This is a genomic window from Rhodococcus baikonurensis, from assembly GCF_040489275.1.
Classification (GTDB): domain Bacteria; phylum Actinomycetota; class Actinomycetes; order Mycobacteriales; family Mycobacteriaceae; genus Rhodococcus_F; species Rhodococcus_F baikonurensis.
In genome coordinates, this window is record NZ_JBEUOQ010000006.1 from 304,161 (window position 1) to 320,389 (window position 16,229).

General features: G+C 62.5%; 18 protein-coding genes. 10 read left to right on the forward strand and 8 right to left on the reverse strand.

Annotated features, from left to right (window positions below; all coding sequences use genetic code 11):
- Nucleotides 1–19: 19 nt before the first annotated feature.
- Entirely contained in the window at nucleotides 20–175 is a 156-nt protein-coding gene (locus tag ABWI03_RS16955; protein WP_172436565.1) for a hypothetical protein, read from the reverse strand.
- Between the two features lie 278 nt (nucleotides 176–453).
- Here ABWI03_RS16955 and lplAB point away from each other — a divergent pair, with 278 nt between their 5' ends.
- Nucleotides 454–1,503, forward strand: a complete 1,050-nt coding sequence (gene lplAB / locus ABWI03_RS16960) for a lipoate-protein ligase LplAB (RefSeq protein ID WP_166809588.1) — start codon at nucleotides 454–456, stop codon at nucleotides 1,501–1,503.
- 62 nt (nucleotides 1,504–1,565) lie between these two features.
- Here the strand turns inward: lplAB and ABWI03_RS16965 are convergent, their stop codons facing one another.
- On the reverse strand, nucleotides 1,566–2,726 hold the full coding sequence (locus ABWI03_RS16965; protein ID WP_298779970.1) for a DUF7802 domain-containing protein: 1,161 nt from the start codon (nucleotides 2,724–2,726) through the stop codon (nucleotides 1,566–1,568).
- A complete protein-coding gene (locus tag ABWI03_RS16970) occupies nucleotides 2,726–3,673 on the reverse strand; it encodes a metal-dependent hydrolase (RefSeq protein ID WP_095970618.1) in 948 nt (315 codons plus the stop codon). Before ABWI03_RS16970 ends, ABWI03_RS16965 begins: the two co-directional genes overlap by 1 nt.
- Before the next feature lie 225 nt (nucleotides 3,674–3,898).
- On the opposite strand from ABWI03_RS16970, the gene ABWI03_RS16975 reads away from it, so the two are divergent.
- Nucleotides 3,899–4,507: a TetR/AcrR family transcriptional regulator gene (locus ABWI03_RS16975; RefSeq protein ID WP_298779967.1), complete on the forward strand. Its 609-nt coding sequence runs from the start codon at nucleotides 3,899–3,901 to the stop codon at nucleotides 4,505–4,507.
- 12 nt (nucleotides 4,508–4,519) lie between these two features.
- On the opposite strand, the gene ABWI03_RS16980 is transcribed toward ABWI03_RS16975, so the two are convergent.
- Nucleotides 4,520–5,254: an energy-coupling factor transporter transmembrane component T family protein gene (locus tag ABWI03_RS16980; protein WP_298779965.1), complete on the reverse strand. Its 735-nt coding sequence runs from the start codon at nucleotides 5,252–5,254 to the stop codon at nucleotides 4,520–4,522.
- Nucleotides 5,251–7,290 (reverse strand): ATP-binding cassette domain-containing protein, encoded by a 2,040-nt coding sequence (locus ABWI03_RS16985; RefSeq protein WP_235172082.1) that lies wholly within the window; start codon nucleotides 7,288–7,290, stop codon nucleotides 5,251–5,253. Before ABWI03_RS16985 ends, ABWI03_RS16980 begins: the two co-directional genes overlap by 4 nt.
- A gap of 102 nt (nucleotides 7,291–7,392) precedes the next feature.
- Here ABWI03_RS16985 and dapB point away from each other — a divergent pair, with 102 nt between their 5' ends.
- Nucleotides 7,393–8,157 (forward strand): 4-hydroxy-tetrahydrodipicolinate reductase, encoded by a 765-nt coding sequence (dapB, locus tag ABWI03_RS16990; protein ID WP_003942179.1) that lies wholly within the window; start codon nucleotides 7,393–7,395, stop codon nucleotides 8,155–8,157.
- Nucleotides 8,154–8,618 (forward strand): hypothetical protein, encoded by a 465-nt coding sequence (locus ABWI03_RS16995; protein ID WP_046378448.1) that lies wholly within the window; start codon nucleotides 8,154–8,156, stop codon nucleotides 8,616–8,618. Before dapB ends, ABWI03_RS16995 begins: the two co-directional genes overlap by 4 nt.
- Before the next feature lie 34 nt (nucleotides 8,619–8,652).
- On the opposite strand, the gene ABWI03_RS17000 is transcribed toward ABWI03_RS16995, so the two are convergent.
- Entirely contained in the window at nucleotides 8,653–9,309 is a 657-nt protein-coding gene (locus ABWI03_RS17000; RefSeq protein ID WP_283376305.1) for a thioredoxin-like domain-containing protein, read from the reverse strand.
- 47 nt (nucleotides 9,310–9,356) lie between these two features.
- A complete protein-coding gene (locus tag ABWI03_RS17005) occupies nucleotides 9,357–10,304 on the reverse strand; it encodes an NHL repeat-containing protein (RefSeq protein ID WP_298780530.1) in 948 nt (315 codons plus the stop codon).
- A 203-nt stretch (nucleotides 10,305–10,507) separates the two neighbouring features.
- Here ABWI03_RS17005 and ABWI03_RS17010 point away from each other — a divergent pair, with 203 nt between their 5' ends.
- The gene (locus ABWI03_RS17010) at nucleotides 10,508–10,906 is read left to right on the forward strand and encodes a DUF1801 domain-containing protein (RefSeq protein ID WP_124566210.1); all 399 of its coding nucleotides are present in this window, start codon (nucleotides 10,508–10,510) and stop codon (nucleotides 10,904–10,906) included.
- 7 nt (nucleotides 10,907–10,913) lie between these two features.
- On the opposite strand, the gene ABWI03_RS17015 is transcribed toward ABWI03_RS17010, so the two are convergent.
- The gene (locus ABWI03_RS17015; RefSeq protein ID WP_298779961.1) at nucleotides 10,914–12,071 is read right to left on the reverse strand and encodes an isochorismate synthase; all 1,158 of its coding nucleotides are present in this window, start codon (nucleotides 12,069–12,071) and stop codon (nucleotides 10,914–10,916) included.
- A gap of 199 nt (nucleotides 12,072–12,270) precedes the next feature.
- On the opposite strand from ABWI03_RS17015, the gene ABWI03_RS17020 reads away from it, so the two are divergent.
- Genes ABWI03_RS17020 through ABWI03_RS17040 form a run of 5 tightly spaced genes read left to right on the forward strand, consistent with a single transcriptional unit; the run spans nucleotide 12,271 to nucleotide 16,178 of the window.
- Entirely contained in the window at nucleotides 12,271–12,501 is a 231-nt protein-coding gene (locus ABWI03_RS17020; RefSeq protein ID WP_003942230.1) for a phosphopantetheine-binding protein, read from the forward strand.
- Complete coding sequence (locus ABWI03_RS17025) at nucleotides 12,489–13,289, forward strand: 2,3-dihydro-2,3-dihydroxybenzoate dehydrogenase (protein WP_200315151.1); 801 nt, start codon at nucleotides 12,489–12,491, stop codon at nucleotides 13,287–13,289. The genes ABWI03_RS17020 and ABWI03_RS17025 overlap by 13 nt, the downstream gene beginning before the upstream one ends.
- 41 nt (nucleotides 13,290–13,330) lie before the next feature.
- Nucleotides 13,331–14,995, forward strand: a complete 1,665-nt coding sequence (locus tag ABWI03_RS17030) for a (2,3-dihydroxybenzoyl)adenylate synthase (protein ID WP_298779956.1) — start codon at nucleotides 13,331–13,333, stop codon at nucleotides 14,993–14,995.
- 35 nt (nucleotides 14,996–15,030) lie between these two features.
- Nucleotides 15,031–15,678 carry an isochorismatase family protein gene (locus ABWI03_RS17035; RefSeq protein WP_200315147.1) on the forward strand — a complete coding sequence of 216 codons (648 nt, stop codon included), beginning with the start codon at nucleotides 15,031–15,033 and terminating at the stop codon, nucleotides 15,676–15,678.
- A gap of 47 nt (nucleotides 15,679–15,725) precedes the next feature.
- Entirely contained in the window at nucleotides 15,726–16,178 is a 453-nt protein-coding gene (locus tag ABWI03_RS17040; protein WP_019748153.1) for a flavodoxin family protein, read from the forward strand.
- Nucleotides 16,179–16,229 lie beyond the last annotated feature (51 nt).

Genomic DNA, 16,229 nt, shown 5'->3' on the forward strand with positions numbered 1-16,229 from the left:
GTGAGCTGGAAGTCGCTCGTCAGTCCAACGATGCGCAGGCAGTGCACCACGGTCGGCCGTCGACCCCGGGGGCTCGATGGGCCACTGCGATGCGAGCGGCCAAGATACAGCTTTCGTTGTCGTGATAGACGTCGAGATCCGAAGGAACCGTCGAGTGGAACGCCGGGACCTTCATGTCTACCTCCGTTGTGACTCGCCAGCGAGTTGGCTCGTTGCGGCAATCCTCCCACCCCAGAGATCATCTCGCCTGTCGGCAGAAGTATGGCCGTTGCTCGAGACCATATGGCCGGGGTCTGACGCGTGCAGTCCCGTAGGCGCGATTGTGCAGCCCCACAGTGACTTACAGCGGTGAGAGCCTGATCACCTTGCCGGCCGAAGAGATGCGCACTGCGCACGCGGTGTGATCTTCGACGGCGCTCACCGCAAAGAATCCCGCAGGGATAGGCTGGACGAATGCGTGGAGAGTACAAGGTTCCTGGTGGAAAACTGGTCGCGGTCGACGTCGAGGTGGCGGATGGTCGACTAGCCGACGTCGCAGTCTCGGGGGACTTCTTCCTCGAGCCAGACAGCGCGCTCGACGACATCAACGCAGCGTTGCGCGGAATGCCCGCCGACTCGGATGCAGAACAGTTGGCGCAAGCCATCTCCGCGGCGCTCGACGAGTCCGTCTCGATGATCGGCTTCACGCCCCAGTCGGTCGGCATTGCGATCCGGCGCGCACTCGGTCACGCCACGAGTTGGGCGGATCACACGTTCGACCTCATCCCGCCGGTGGTTCTCGATCCCGCGATGCACGTCGCGCTGGACGAGGTCATCGCGCGTGAGGTCGCATCGGGTGAGCGTCCGCCGACACTGCGATTCTGGGACTGGGACTCGCCCCTGGTCGTGATCGGATCGTTCCAGTCGGTGCGTAACGAGGTCGACTCCGAGGCGGCAGCGCGGCACGGCATCGGCGTGGTGCGCCGAATCTCCGGTGGCGGAGCGATGTTCATGGAACCGGGCAACTGCATCACGTACTCGTTGGCCGTACCGGCGTCGTTGGTCGAAGGTTTGAGTTTCGAGCAGTCCTACGCATTTCTCGATCAGTGGGTGATGGGAGCGCTTGCCGAGGTCGGTATCAACGCTCGTTACGTGCCGCTCAACGACATCGCCTCGGACAAGGGCAAGATCGCCGGCGCTGCTCAGAAGCGATTCGCGTCCGGCACTGTGCTCCATCACGTGACCATGGCCTACGACATCGACGCGGAGAAAATGACGCAGGTGCTGCGAATCGGACGAGAGAAGATGTCGGACAAGGGAACCAAGAGTGCAGCCAAACGTGTCGATCCGTTGCGTTCGCAGACCGGAATGACACGCGCGGCGATCCTGGAGTCGTTTGCGCAGCACTTCCGAGGCCAATACGACACCCGTGACAGCGATTACACGGACTCGGAGTTGGAGCAGGCGCGCAAGCTGGTGGACACGAAGTTCAGCACCGAAGCGTGGACTCACCGCGTCCCGTAACCCTGGGACACCGAGAAACCGAGAAATCGGGACGAGACCCGAGGGGTCTCGTCCCGGTCGGCCTAGGTAGCCGGGGTCGTTGAGTGTGCCCCGAGAAGTTCAGCGTCGTCGACGACGGAGTTCCTCTTCGGAATTGTGAAAGTTGCGCTCACACACAGGATTGCGATGACGAAGCACCCCAGTGTGTACCAGAGATTTCCGATGGGATCCCCAGCGCTGGTGGAACCGTCGACCGCGTCGAAGAAGTCGGGAAGCGCACTCGCCCACAGTACGGCCATGACAACCAGGTACACCACGCTGTAGACCTGTACGAATCTGTTGGTGTGTGCAGGAGTGTTCGATTCAGCCGAGCGCAAGTCTCGCCATTGCCGGACGAGAACCACGATCGCGACCACTGTGAGGACGGCGAGTTCCGCCGCGTAGAGGAACCCACGAACGGTGTCGCTACCCATCCCGAAGACCGTCGCCGGGAGCGGGAGAATGAACGTGCCCAGCGAGGCCAGAAGGCCGATGACGATGGTGCGCCACACCAACTGAAGTCCGGAGAAGTGCTTGCCGGCGTCAACGTGCCGTCCGACGAAGTACTGGACGCAGAATGCCAACGACATGGGCCACAGCGCGGCGAAGACGACCACGCTGGGAAGTGGAACCGCGTCGAACATGGGTTGGTTGATCGGGTTCGACGTCGACCACTCCCACCATCGCAGCTGGGGTCCCAGGTGGTCGAAGATTTCGTAGAACGCATGGTGGACGAAGCCGACGCAGACTGCGCCCAGTAGTGGACCGTACTTGCGGAAAACGCCGAGCATTCTGACTATTTCGAAGGCCAGTGTCGCCATGAGCGGGTAGATGGCAATGATGTACAGCGGCAGTCGACCCCACATGAAGTCGACGGTGAACACGTTGTGCGCGAACATCGTGTCCACTTGTTCTTCGATGCCGAATGCCGCCGGGAAGTACAGCGGAGGCTCGATGATGAACAGGTAGGCGGTGGCGCCGAACCAGAGAACCAAGTTGGTGGGGTCACCGTTGCGGCGCAGTCGCACGATCGCCAACACCAGTGCGAGCACCGAACCGACGATGATCGTCCATTCGAGGACGGGCAGGGTCCAGTTCTCGAGCGCCGCCGGGTTACGGAACTCGACGAGTCCACCTGCTTCCTGGCAGGAGAAACCGAGTTCTGTTGCGAGCTGGGCGAATGTGGGGGAGCAGTGCTCTGCCATCAGTTGGCCCCTGACGTGATCGACTCGGCCTGTGCCTGAGATTCGGCGGTGTACCAGCGTGTGCAGTCGTAGCCGTCGTCGTAACGCTTGAACCACTGGTCGGCCAATGCGGGGAGCTTCTCGTGGTCCGGGTTGTGATTGGGCATCTGGCTGCGGAAGACACCGCCGAGTGCGACGAGTTGTTCGCCGAGTTGCAGGTGATCGAAGGCGCGGGGCATGGTCCCCTTGGTCAGGTAGGGCGCAAATGACGTCAGAATCTTCTGCTTGGTGCGGTGCATGGCGAACATCGACAGTGAGTCGACTTGCCGTTCGGAGAGCGGAACGTGCTGGTTGAACCCTGCACAGGCGATGCGAATCACCTTCATCACGTGCGCGAAGATCGACGGCGCCATCCGCATTCGGTAAAGCTCGCTTCCGACAACGGAATTGAAGATGATCAGTGCCGAGCTGCGATGCTCGACCTCCTCGACGAAGTGCCAGATGAACAGCGACGCGACGCGGTCGTCTCCTGGACGGAACAAGGTCGCCTCGTTGTCGAGCATCAGCTTGAACACCGGTGTGAAAGTCGCCTCCAGATCAGCGGTGTACGCGAGCCGGTAGTTCAGCGAGGTCGCCTCGGTCAGCAGATCGAATTCACCGATCACGGCGTCGAGCGTGTTCTGCAGTCCGGGGTAACGCCTGATCAGAGCCTTCACATGTTGGCGGTGGGCGGTCGAGTGGTGGCCTTCTTGACGCATGAATGCCACGGCTTCCTCGGCGACCTCCGGATCGCTGATCCGCGACTTGGTCTGCATGATCATCTTCACGATCATCTTCTCGAAACCGATGGCCAGGAACGAGACCGCGTTGGACATGCTCGACCAAGCCGGATTCTCCGGGTTCCACAGGAAGGGAACGTCATGATCCTCGAATCCGAAATCCATCTTTCGGGGCTGAAGGTTGGTCACTTGTCGAACCTCGTCTTTCGGAGGGGCTGGTCAGGTGGCCGCTCTGGCACTGAAAGCCACGTGTGGCAGTGATCATACATATTGGTGTGCAGTTGTATGTTCACTTTCGACGACGAGAGTGCATTCGAGGGACGCCGATGCAAAACCTGCTTGTGTTAGCCTGTGGCTCTTGGACTTCGAGCGCAAAGACATGGTTCGAGCCTCGTTCGAGCGAGGAAGTGGGCAGTGGCACGAAGGCGTGGGTGGGGCGGCAATCCACCGGACAGTGACGAAGATGCGTCTCGTCGAATTGTCGAGGCCGCTGTCGAGCTGATCGGACGAACGAGTTCGGAAATCAGTATCGGCGACGTCGCGGAGTCACTCGGCGTGATCCGTCAGACCGTGTACCGATACTTCCCCAGCGCCGACGCTCTGATGCGGGCAGCTGCGATCGCGTCGGTCGACGGCTACCTCGATCGACTCGCCACACACGTGAGCGGCATCGAAGATCCCGTCGAGGCGATGACCGAGGGTGTTGTCTTCACACTGACCCAGGTCCACCGAACGCCGCATCTCGGCATTCTGCTCACAAGCACGAATTCGAGTGTGCACCCGGAAGGTCTGACCTCTCAGGAGGCGCAGGCCTTCGGAATGGCGATGATCACCCGTTTCGACGTGGACTGGGTGCGTTACGGCTACGACGACGCGTCACTTCAGGAACTGGTCGAATACGTCCTGCGGACGATGCAGTCGTTTTTCCTCGCGCCCGGCGACCCGAAGCGGAGCGACGAGGAACTGCGGCGATACCTGCGACGCTGGATGGGTTCGGCGATCATCGCCCAGTCCGTTCGGTGACGGGTGACCCGGTCAGCGGAGAATTATCGTCAAAGCGACCGCGCTCGCGCACGCTGTGATGACGACAACCAGGGCGAACAGGTCGGCCAGCTGAGGGCGCTTGGGGTATGCCGCGATCAATCCGGTGCCCCCGCGAGCGGAGATTGCTTCGCCCATTTCGGCAGATCGCCGAATTGCCACCGACATGGTTGTGGTGATCAGGTCGACTATCGAATTGTCGGCCGCGCTGTTCACCACAGCTTTCGGGCGCAGTCGCCGCGCTGCAACGAGGGTGAGCATCTCGTCGATCAACAGCGGAAGCGAACGAATACACAGGGCCGTCGCGATTGCCCACTCATCCACGGGAATCTTGAAGAATCGAAGTGGTCGGCCCAGCGTCGCCAAGGCGGGGGCCACATCGCTCATCGACGTCGTCCACGCCAACATCAGTGAGACGCAGAGCAATACGAGACCGAACGTCACAGCTTGCAGGTAGAGGAACACTGCGTCGAGGCCGATCGGAAGGTTGATCAACGCACCGAGCAGGATCAGCGCCCACAACCACCACGGAGGTCGAGGAACTGCAGTCGGGGGGATGCGTCCGATTACCGCGGTCAGCAACAACAATCCGAGTACGACGCCGATCGCCGGCCAGGACGGCGCGGCGACGACCACGATGCTGACGAGTACCACCGCAACGATCTTCGTTCCGGCCCACAATCGGTGGATCGGCGATGAAGTCGGGACTTCGCGCAGAAGTGTTGTCACGTCGTCGATCCTTCCAAAGCGCTGCTGGCGGCAGGGTCGAGGATGCGACCCTGCGACAGTCGAATTGTTCTGCTGCACACGGCGTCCATGCCGTCGACGTCATGCGAGATGACGACTACTGCGGTTCCGTTCCGACGAATCCACCTGAGCACGTTCAGGATTTCGTGTCGGCCGGGTGGATCGAGACCGGCCAGGGGTTCGTCGAGGATGAGTACTCGGGGTTGGCGGACGAGGAGACCGGCCAGCACGACGCGTCGCATCTGTCCGCCGCTCAACTCGTCGATGCTCCGACCTGCGATGTGACGATCGAGTCCGACGGCGTCGAGTGCCCACGAGACTTGTACGGATCCGATCTCCGGACCGCCGGCTGCCTCGATGTCTTCGGCGACGGTTCGACGCTGCAACTGCAACCGCGAATGTTGGAACGTGAGGCCGACGGTGCCGAGTTGGCGTGAGACGGGTTTGCCGTCGAAGACTGCGGTTCCCTTGCTCGGCGTGATCAAGCCCGCCATGATCCAGGCCAGAGTCGACTTACCGGAACCGTTGCCGCCCAGGACCAGGAGTCCCTCCCCGTCGCCGATGGTCAGATTCACGTCCGACAGTGCGCGTCGCGACCACGGAGTCCGGTCGTTGTACGTGTGGGTGACATCGGTGAGTTGGAGTACAGCACGTGTGCTGGTCGGCCACGGTGCAGATGGAGGACCCGCGAACGTCGACGTCATCCAGCCGGGTTGGTGATCGATCTGCCTTCCACGCTGGAGTTGGATCACCCGATCTGCGGCACGCGTATCGGCGTGGTGGTGGGTGACGAGTACCACGGCCATGGGATGGCGGCGTGGCAGTTCGGCGAGGAGCGCGACCAATTCCTCCCTGCCCGCCTGGTCGACCATCGCGGTGGCTTCGTCGGCGATCAGCAGCGCGGGGCGCCGGGCCAGAGCCGCGGCAACCGCCAGGCGTTGCATCTCGCCGCCGGACAGCCCCGACGTCTCGCGCATGCCCATTCCGGCGAGTCCCACTTCGGCCAGCAGCGCATCGACGTCGGGATGTGACTCGGGGGGGAGCCCCCAGACGACGTCATCGGCGACCCGGGTTCCGAGGATCTGGCTCTCGGGACGTTGGAGGACAACGGCGGTTCCGCCGTGTCGGCCCAGACCGGCGGAACCGGGTCTCGTCAGGGTCCCGACAGTCGGCGCGCGACCGGCGAGCAACCGAGTGAGTGTGGACTTGCCCGAGCCGTTGTGGCCGACGACGGTGACGAACTCTCCTCGTCGCACCGTGAAGTTGACGTCGACGAGGGCCGGCGTCGATGCACCCGGATAGGTGAAGCCCACGTGATCGAAAGTGACCGGTAACGGATCGATCGGACGGTCGTCGGGTGTCGTCTCGAGTGGATCGGACGAGGGGAGCGCCGCCAATCGGTCGAGGACGGCACCGAGGACGAAATAGGAGACGACGGTACTGAGGACGATTCCGGAGATGATGGACACGCCGATCCACAACCACCAGTAGTCGATGATCGAGCCGATGCTGTTCTCGATCCATTCGGCTGCCCCGACCAGCGTGGGGGCGCGCTTCAAGATTGCGGCCACACCCAGCGCGGTGTTCTCGAGCGAGGTCAGCAACAAGGTGCGCAGGGGCGCGAGAACAAGCAACAGGACTATGGAGAACAACGCCAGTGCGGGCCCGATGACACATGACGAGAGCAACGCGGAGACGAAGCCGAGACCGCGCCGCTTGACGGTACCGATGATTCCGCCGAGGAGAGCGCTCAGCGCGACCGCCGCCGCAGATCCTGAACCCGCCGCGACGAAGGCGACCGCAGTAGCCGAGACACCGGCCGTCATCACGGCGCGGACTCGGAAGCGCTGGGCGACAATTCCCATCGGAACCGCTGCCACGAGGTTGAGAGCGCTGGCCATGGGGATGACCGTGGCAATGACGGACAACGCGACCGTGAATCCGGCCATGACGGCACCCGTTGCCAACTCGAGTGGTCGAAGGTTGCCGGTTTCGCGGACTTGCGGACGGTTGCTCACTACGTCCAGTGTGCCAGTGGTGACATAACTCCTGCCCGACTGATGGTGAGCGCATCTGCGCGATTGCGTAGGCTTCACCTCAAACAATGGATCGGACGGAGCGTGGAAGACGTGAGTGCAGCACCCATCAGGGTCGGGGTTCTGGGAGCCAAGGGCAAGGTCGGCCGAGCGATCTGCGAGGCAGTGGAAGCTGCTCCCGATCTGGAACTTGTCGCTCAGGTCGACACCGGTGATCGCATCGAGACGTTTGTCGACACCCGCACTCAGGTAGTGGTCGATTTCACGCACCCCGACGTCGTCATGGGAAATCTGGAATTCCTCGTGGCCAACGGAATTCACGCCGTGATCGGCACCACCGGTTTCGACGAGTCCAGGCTCGCGACGGTGCAGTCCTGGCTCGACGCCCAGCCGGCAACGGGTGTTCTCATCGCGCCCAACTTTGCTATCGGTGCCGTGTTGTTGATGCGCTTCTCCGCTGCTGCGGCACGCTTCTTCGATTCTGTCGAGGTCATCGAACTCCACCATCCCAACAAGGCCGATGCCCCCTCGGGTACCGCGTACCGAACGGCCGCCATGATCGCCGAGGCTCGCGCCGAAGCGGGCGTCGGACGCAGTCCGGACGCCACCACGACCGAGCTCGAGGGCGCACGTGGAGCTGACGTCGACGGCGTCCGGGTTCACTCTGTGCGGATGGCCGGACTGGTTGCGCATCAGGAAGTGATTCTCGGAACGCAGGGCGAGACGCTCACCATTCGCCACGACTCGATCGACCGGAATTCGTTCGCGCCGGGCGTTCTGCTCGGAGTCCGCCAGATCGGTTCGCGTCCGGGCCTGACGGTCGGTATCGATTCCTTCCTCGATCTATGAACAAGACCACCCGCACTCTCGCGCTGATCGTTGCGATCTGTATCGCGCTCGCGGTGTACTTCGTGCTGCTCGGTCAGCGCGGAATCCAGCTCATCCAGGACGGCGGTGGCGCCGCAATCGGTCTCGGGATCGGAGTGCTGATCCTGCCTTTCCTCGGGCTGTGGCTCGTCATCGCCACGCTCCGTGCCGGCTTCACGCACCAGCGTCTCGCGCAGCAGATTCACGACGAGGGCCTCGCCGTCGACGCGTCTGCGCTTCCGAAACTGCCTTCGGGCCGGATCGAGCGAGCGGCGGCCGACGAGTTGTTCGCCCAGATCAAGGTCGACTGGGAAGCGGACCCGGACAACTGGAAGCAGAACTTCCGACTCGCTCGCGCCTACGACTACGCCGGTGATCGAAGCCGGGCTCGGGAAACCATGCGCCGGGCAGTGGAACTGGAACGCCGTTCTCGAGGCAAGTAGGTGTCTCTGCTGCGGCGAGGGGGCCGCTGAGACGCTACCGCTCGGGAACCGTTGTGGGAGAAGACGGATCCGGAGCGGTGGGGTCGAATGGCGGGGGGTTGTTCGGGTCGAAACTCGTCACCGGCACCGAACACGTCGCGCCCACTTCGGGATACGTGTTCGGGTTGACCCGCAAAGCCGACACGAATTGGTCGATGCGAGCGTCCGCGGCGTTGTCGAGCTTGAGTTGACGGCCCCAAGACTGCAGTGAGATCGGCGAATCCAGGGTCGGATACGGCGACATCAACGTGTAGCTCATACCTTCGACTCGCTGCGCCAAGCGAGCCTTATCCTCGCTCGAGACGAGGTCGGGGTTGTACGTGATCCACACGGCCCCGTGTTCGAGGGAATGGACCGCATTTTCGGTTCGAATGGCTTGCGGATAGACAACTCCGGTGCAGTTTGCCCAGACCGAGTCATGGCGACCGCCGAAGGGCGGTGAATGTGTGTACGCCACACGTTCGTTCGGCCGTACGTGTTGGGCTGCTGGGTAGTCGACCGTGACAACTCCGTCGATGGCTCGGGACGGATCCGGATTGTCGACGCTCGGAACAAACGCATCCGGTCGAGGTGTTCCTTCGAGGGAATTCGCGCACGAAGCCAGCGCGAGAACTGCCGAGATCGCCACTGTCGCTCGAAGTTGTTTGTTCACTCGGCCATGATAGCGGCGCCTGTCCGCTTTCCCGGGACGTGAATCGACTACGACCCGAGAGAGCTTGTCGTCCCGCCCGAGAGCGCGATGTCACTGGCGCTTCGGAGAATTCGGAGCGGAGGCAGCGGCCCTTGGTACGCCTCGGAGCCACTGATCAGATCACCGGCCGCGTCGAACGCGATCGCCTCACCCTGTGGCTCGTCCGGAAGGGGCACCCGAATCGGCTTGGTGGTCAAGGCTTTCACGACATCACCGTCGGGAGCTGTGTAGAGATAGACGTCGGTGTACGTGCGCAGTGCTACCACCGTGCCGTCCTTGCTCACGGCGCCGCCCGTGACAGCCATGGTTCCGGCGTGGGGGATCGGTCCACCGGAAGTGAGGGTGGGGGTGAATCTGAGCTGACCCACCTTGGCCAACATGGTCGGCGGCGCCGTACTCAGATCCTGAACGTGCTGCCGCTCAGCGGTTGTATAGACCGCGCTTGCGCCTAGGTAGTCCTTGGTGACGATGACGGGAAGTCCGTCGCTCTGGATCAGCACTGCCTCGGCGTCATGGGCCCCGTCCGGATAAACCAGGGGGTAGGAGGTGGTGGCACCCGAAGCCGGATCGAGTTCGATCAGCCCGATCGACGTTCGTACCGCGTTGTTGTCGCCGATGTCTGCCAGCCACAGGTGGCCGTCGGGAGTCGACGAGAGATCCTCGACGTCGACGCGAGGGGTGTCCACGTCGATCCAGCGCTGAACGTGGCAGTTCGAATCGAGTTCGGCGACCCGGTCGTCGGAGCCGCTGTCGCCGATTGCATACATCCCGGTTGATGCGACCGTGAGTCCGGACAGCTCGGAAAGGCCTGCATCAGTGGGCGTGCACAGGACGTCGAAGACACGCGGGGTCTGTTGCGCCGACGCTGGAACAGTGTGAATGCCCACGACCGTGGCGGCGAGAACAAGCGAGCCGGCAGCCGCAGCGACTGAATGGGCGAACGGGCGATTCAGCATCACGATGCAGACCTCCGGGCCGAAGAATCGGGACTTAGTACCCGGAGATTACTGGACGTCCGTCTCACTTCGTCCGAGTTTGCAAGAAACGGCCGATGCCGAGGCGACGTGATGCGTCAGTGATTCGACAAGTGAATGCAGGTGCAGGAGGGGATACTCGACTCACTGGAGATCGGCGACAACGAGCAGGAAGTGACGAAGTGATGGCGAAGAGTGAGTCCGACAAGCAAGATGCAGATTCCCCGTCTCAGTTGATCGACCAGCGAATCGAGGAACTCGGAGACTGGCGGGGCGAGATGCTCTCCCGGATACGAACTCTGATCAAAGAGGTGGATCCGGATGTGGTGGAGGAATGGAAGTGGCGAGGCGTTCCGGTGTGGTACCACGCCGGAATGATCTGTACCGGAGAGACTTACAAGAGCGCAGTGAAGGTGACTTTTGCCAAAGGCGCATCACTCGACGACGCTTCAGGTCTCTTCAACTCCAGCCTCGAGGGCAATACGCGGCGGGCGATCGATTTCCACGAGGGTGAAGCCGTCGACGAAAAGGCGTTCAAGGCACTCGTTCACGCCGCGATTGCCCTGAACACCTCGAAGAAGTGACGCCCTGTCAGAGCTGATGTTCAGCGAGGTCGAACGCACTGAGTAGCGTGCGGAATTTCGTACTGGTCTCTCTCAATTCGATTTCCGGATCGGAAGTAGCGACGATGCCGCCGCCGGCGTAGGCCCGCGCCGAGAGGCCGTCTGCTGCGATCTCGGCGCAACGAATAGCGACCATCCACTCGCCGTCTCCGGTCCGGTCGCACCAGCCCACGGCACCCGCATAGAACCCACGATCGGCTTCGGTTGCGGTGATGTGCTCGCGTGCGGCGACCGTCGGTGTTCCGCAGACTGCAGGAGTCGGATGCAGCGCCATTGCCAGTTCGAGCGAGGTCACGCTCGGGTCGATCAGAACACCTTCGATCTTGGTCCCGAGGTGCCACAGTTGCGGTGTCCGAAGTAGTTCCGGCGCACCGGGTGCGGTGAACGATGTGCAGAGCGGCCCGAGTATCGCACTGATGGAGTCGACGACAAACGCGTGTTCGGCGAGATCTTTGGTCGAAGCGCGGAGTTGCTCGGCATTCGCCTCGTCCTGTTCCGAATTCGGGTGGCGTGCAATCGAGCCCGCCAACGGGTGGCAGGTGACGACGTCGCCTCGCCGTTCGATCAGAACCTCGGGCGTCGAGCCGACCAGCGAACGCCCGCGGTATTTCCCTCCGGCGGGGGACAGGTCGACGCAGAAGCCGTTGTGCGCGTGGTCGAGTGCGATCAGCTTCTCTGCCAAGGCGGAGGGGGAGATCGTGGACTCGGCTTCGATGGTCAGGGAGCGTGCGAGGACAACTTTGTCGAGTTCGCCTGCTCGAAGGCGGGTGACGGCGCCGCGGACCCTGTCGGTGTGGATCTGCGGGCTCGGTTCGAATTCCGCGACCCGCGAAGTGGGGAGTGTCGGAATGTTCGAGTGATATAGATCACCGTGGACCCGAGTGAAACTCAGTGGCGCAGTGAGGGCGGACGGCGTCTCCGGGGAGAACGGCAGAGCGCCGACGACCGAGTCGATCCGCCCGGTTTTGAGGGCTTCGGCGGCATCGAAGGCGGAGTCGAATTCTTCGACCACTCCCGAAGTGCGGATCGACGTTTGCCTACGTGAGAGCAGGAAAACGGAGTCCGTTTCATCGTCAGTCCGGTTGTTGCGCAACGGGAATTCGGAGACTTCGGCGAGTGCTGACATGGACACCCTTCCAGTTCGACAGGATTACTTGCTATGTTGAGGCTAGCCTTAGTTCGGGTGAATTTGTGCCGTGGCCGTCCGGGTTGTGTACTTCCGTACCGTTATGGTTAGGCTGGCCTAAAGTCAGGCGTGCGGACGGGGTCGACACGAGGATGGGTTGGCTCGATCTGAGCGCGTCGACCACTACCCGAGGAGACCGATGAGCAACACCGTGGACCGTGACCAGATCGTGCGCGACGTCGCCGAGGTTCTGTCGATGAGGGCAGAACAACTCGGCGACGACGCGGACCTGGGTGACGAAGGCCTGGACTCGGTTCGCCTGATGACGCTCGTCGAACGGTGGCGGGGAGCGGGCGCGGATGCCGACTTCGCGGAGTTGGCAGAAGAGCCCACGATCAATGCCTGGGTTCAGGTCCTGTGCCCGCAGTGAGTGAGCGCAGAATCGCCGTGGTCACCGGTGCGGGGGCGGGGATCGGCGCCGCAGTGGCCCGGACTCTTGCCCGTGACGGGTATTCGCTGGCGCTTCTCGATCGTGACGACGTCGAATTGAAGCGGGTAACTGCGGAATTGGCGGAAACCATCGTCGACGGCGCCGATGTCGCGAGTCACGTCGTGGACGTGACCGATCGGCAGGCAGTCGACGCGGCAGTGACCTCCACGATGGACACGTTCGGCCGGATCGATGCTCTCGCGCACGTCGCCGGAATTCTCGACACCGGGTCGGTGCTGGACTCCGATCCAGATCAGTGGCAGAAGATATTCGGCGTCAACGTCTTCGGATTGCTGAACGTGCTGCAAAGTGTGGGACGGGAAATGCGTCGCCGTCGGGCCGGGGCGATCGTGGTGGTCTCGTCGAATGCGGCCGGTGTCCCACGTATGGGGATGGGTGCTTACGGTTCGTCGAAAGCTGCCGCCACCATGTTGGTTCGAACCGCTGGACTGGAGTTGGCCGCAGACGGGATTCGTGTCAACGTGGTCGCTCCGGGATCCACCGACACAGCGATGCAGCGGTCATTGTGGTCGGACCCTTCCGACGATTCGGGTGCCGACGCCGTCATCGAAGGCAATCTGGCGAGCTATCGCCTGGGTATTCCGCTCGGAAAACTGGCCACCGCAGACGATATCGCGGACTCGGTGCACTTCCTGCTGTCCGACCGGGCGGCCCACATCACCATGCAGGCGCTGTACGTCGACGGTGGAGCGACGCTCAAAGCGTGAGACGTAGTTGCTGACAGTACTTTCGAACAGGAGTCACTTGCATGACCTCGAGGATCGCTCGCGAGCCCTTGGCACCCGTCGCACAGTATCCACCCGAATTGGTGACGCATTATCGGGAGCGAGGCTATTGGACTGACGAGACGCTGGCCGGATTCATCACGGCCGCGGCCGCACGGTATCCCGACAACGAAGCGGTGGTCGGCAGCGATGCCGCTGGCACACAGACACGGCTGACGTATTCCGAGCTCGATCGTCGCAGCTCGGCCGTGGCCGGAGGCCTGTCCGGGTTGGGTGTTCGCCCCGGTGACCGGGTGCTTCTGCAGCTACCGAACATCGTGGAATACGTCGAAGCATTGTTCGGTGTGTTGAAGCTCGGCGCCCTGCCGGTATTCGGGTTGCCGGCGCATCGCCGAACCGAAATCGGCTACTTCTGCCAGTTCGCTGATGTCGCTGCTTATATCGTCGCCGACCGTCATGGCGGGTTCGACTACCGCGCACTGGCGCGTGAGGTGAACGAGGGCCTCGAGACTCCGCCTGTTGTGATCGTGGCCGGTGACCCCGAAGAGTTTGTCGGTTTCGATTCGCTGCGCGGATACGAGATTCCCGTTCTTGCCGACGTCGATCCGTTGTCGGTCGCCTTTCTTCAGCTTTCCGGTGGCACGACCGGTGTTCCGAAGCTGATTCCGCGAACGCACGCCGACTACCTCTACTCGGTGCGGGCATCGAACCCGATCTGCGGCGTCGACGACTCGACGCGCATGTTGGTGGTTCTTCCTGCAGCGCATAATTTTCCGATGAGTTCGCCAGGCATCCTGGGTGTTTTCCACGCGGGTGGCACCGTGGTTCTGGCGCCGGACACCATGCCGTCCACAGCTTTCGGTCTGATCGAATCAGAGCGAGTCACGCACGCTTCTTTGGTTCCACCGATCGCGTTGGCCTGGATGGCCGCCCCCAGCAAGGCAGATCACGATCTGTCGAGCTTGCGGGTTCTCGGCGTCGGGGGAGCAAAGTTCAGCGCCGAAGCTGCTGCGCGCGTACCCGAGGAGCTGGGCTGCACCCTCCAGCAGGTGTTCGGGATGGCCGAAGGGCTGGTCAACTACACCCGCCTCGACGACACGCAAGAATTGATCGTCAGTACGCAGGGCCGGCCTATTTCGCCGGACGACGAGGTTCGTGTGGTCGACGACGAGGGCGCGCCCGTCGAGCCCGGAACCACGGGGCACTTACTGACTCGGGGGCCGTACACGATCCGTGGCTATTACCGGGCAGATGCGCACAATGCCGAGGTCTTCGACGCCGAAGGGTTCTATCGCACCGGCGATCTGGTCAGCGTCACCGATACGGGACACCTGATAGTCGAGGGGCGCGCAAAAGACCAGATCAACCGCGGCGGTGAGAAAGTGGCCGCCGAGGAGATCGAGAACCACCTGCTCTCGCACCCTGCCGTCCACGATGCGGCCGTCGTCGCCGTCCCCGACGAGTACCTGGGCGAGCGAACGTGTGCTGTCCTGGTGGTCGCCGGAGAAGCGCCGACCGTCGGCGAGATCAAGCGATACATGCGAGGCCGAGGCGTTGCGGCATACAAAGTGCCGGATCGAGTGGAGTTCGTGACCGAGTTCCCCGTCACCGGCGTCGGAAAGACCAGTAAGGCGGCCCTGCGCCGTGTTCTCAGTGAATCGATTGCGGCACAGACGCTGTCGAGTTGATCGGTTCTCACCCCACTTCTTGGAGGAGATTCTTCATGGCGCTACCCACCGCAGTCCGATACGAGATGCCCACCGAGTTTCCGCAGAATCGGGTCGACTGGACTCTCGATCCTTCCCGCGCGGTATTGCTTCTGCACGACATGCAGGAGTATTTCGTGAACGCGTACGACCGAAGCGTCGACCCGCTCCGAACCGTGGTTCCGAATATCGATCGCCTTCGCTCGTCGGCGCGAGCTGCCGGAATCCCGATCGTCTACACCGCGCAACCCGGAGATCAGGATCCCGAGGAGCGCGCGTTGCTGTCGGATTTCTGGGGACCGGGACTGAAGGCAGATCCCGCTCACACCGACGTGATCGCCGAGTTGGCTCCGCATCCGGACGACGTGATGCTCACAAAATGGCGCTACAGCGCCTTCATCAAGACGGACCTGCGTGAACGGCTGCGTGAGGGTGGTCGTGACCAGCTGATCATCACCGGAATCTATGCCCACATCGGCTGCCTGACTACCGCTTTGGACGGGTTCATGCAAGACGTGCAGATCTTCTTCGTGGGTGACGCGGTGGCCGACTTCTCCCTCGACGAGCATGTCGGTGCACTCGAGTACGCGGCCGGGCGCTGCGCCTCGGTCACCCGAACCGACGACCTGGTCAAGGCGATGAGCGCGGAAACGGTTTCGGCGTAGGAGTGAACGGCGACGGGTGCGCCACCCGTCGCCGTATTGTCAGGTGTGTGAAGACTTTGTTGGTGGTTCACCACTCGCCCTCGCCGACAACCCACGAATTGTTGGATGCAGTCCTCGCGGGCGCTCGCGATCCCGAGATCGAGGGTGTGGAGGTGAAGGTAGTGCCGGCGTTGGCGGCGACGGTGCCCGACGTACTCGCTGCTGACGGCTATCTTTTCGGTACCACCGCAAACTTCGGTTACATGTCGGGTGCGCTGAAATACTTCTTCGACACCACGTACTACCAATGCCTCGGCGCGGTGTCGGATCGGCCGTACGGGCTGTGGGTTCACGGCAACAACGACACTGCCGGTGCCGTGTCGTCGGTGCGCAAGCTCGCCACCGGGCTCGGATTGGTCGCGGTGGCGGATCCGCTCGAAGTGACTGTGAGCGTGGACAAATCCGTCCGCGATGGTTGTTATGAACTGGGCGGAACTGTAGCAGCAACGCTGATGGACTAGCCTTCACTTTTCTCGTTTCGGTTCACGAAAGAGATTGTCCTGCAAGCGGTT

Coding starts and splice junctions, on each gene's coding strand:
- ABWI03_RS16955 (WP_172436565.1), bottom strand. CDS start 175: ATGAAGGTCCCGGCGTTCCACTCGACGGTTCCTTCGGATCTCGACGTC.
- lplAB (WP_166809588.1), top strand. CDS start 454: ATGCGTGGAGAGTACAAGGTTCCTGGTGGAAAACTGGTCGCGGTCGAC.
- ABWI03_RS16965 (WP_298779970.1), bottom strand. CDS start 2,726: ATGGCAGAGCACTGCTCCCCCACATTCGCCCAGCTCGCAACAGAACTC.
- ABWI03_RS16995 (WP_046378448.1), top strand. CDS start 8,154: ATGAACAAGACCACCCGCACTCTCGCGCTGATCGTTGCGATCTGTATC.
- ABWI03_RS17005 (WP_298780530.1), bottom strand. CDS start 10,304: ATGCTGAATCGCCCGTTCGCCCATTCAGTCGCTGCGGCTGCCGGCTCG.
- ABWI03_RS17010 (WP_124566210.1), top strand. CDS start 10,508: ATGGCGAAGAGTGAGTCCGACAAGCAAGATGCAGATTCCCCGTCTCAG.
- ABWI03_RS17015 (WP_298779961.1), bottom strand. CDS start 12,071: ATGTCAGCACTCGCCGAAGTCTCCGAATTCCCGTTGCGCAACAACCGG.
- ABWI03_RS17020 (WP_003942230.1), top strand. CDS start 12,271: ATGAGCAACACCGTGGACCGTGACCAGATCGTGCGCGACGTCGCCGAG.
- ABWI03_RS17030 (WP_298779956.1), top strand. CDS start 13,331: ATGACCTCGAGGATCGCTCGCGAGCCCTTGGCACCCGTCGCACAGTAT.
- ABWI03_RS17035 (WP_200315147.1), top strand. CDS start 15,031: ATGGCGCTACCCACCGCAGTCCGATACGAGATGCCCACCGAGTTTCCG.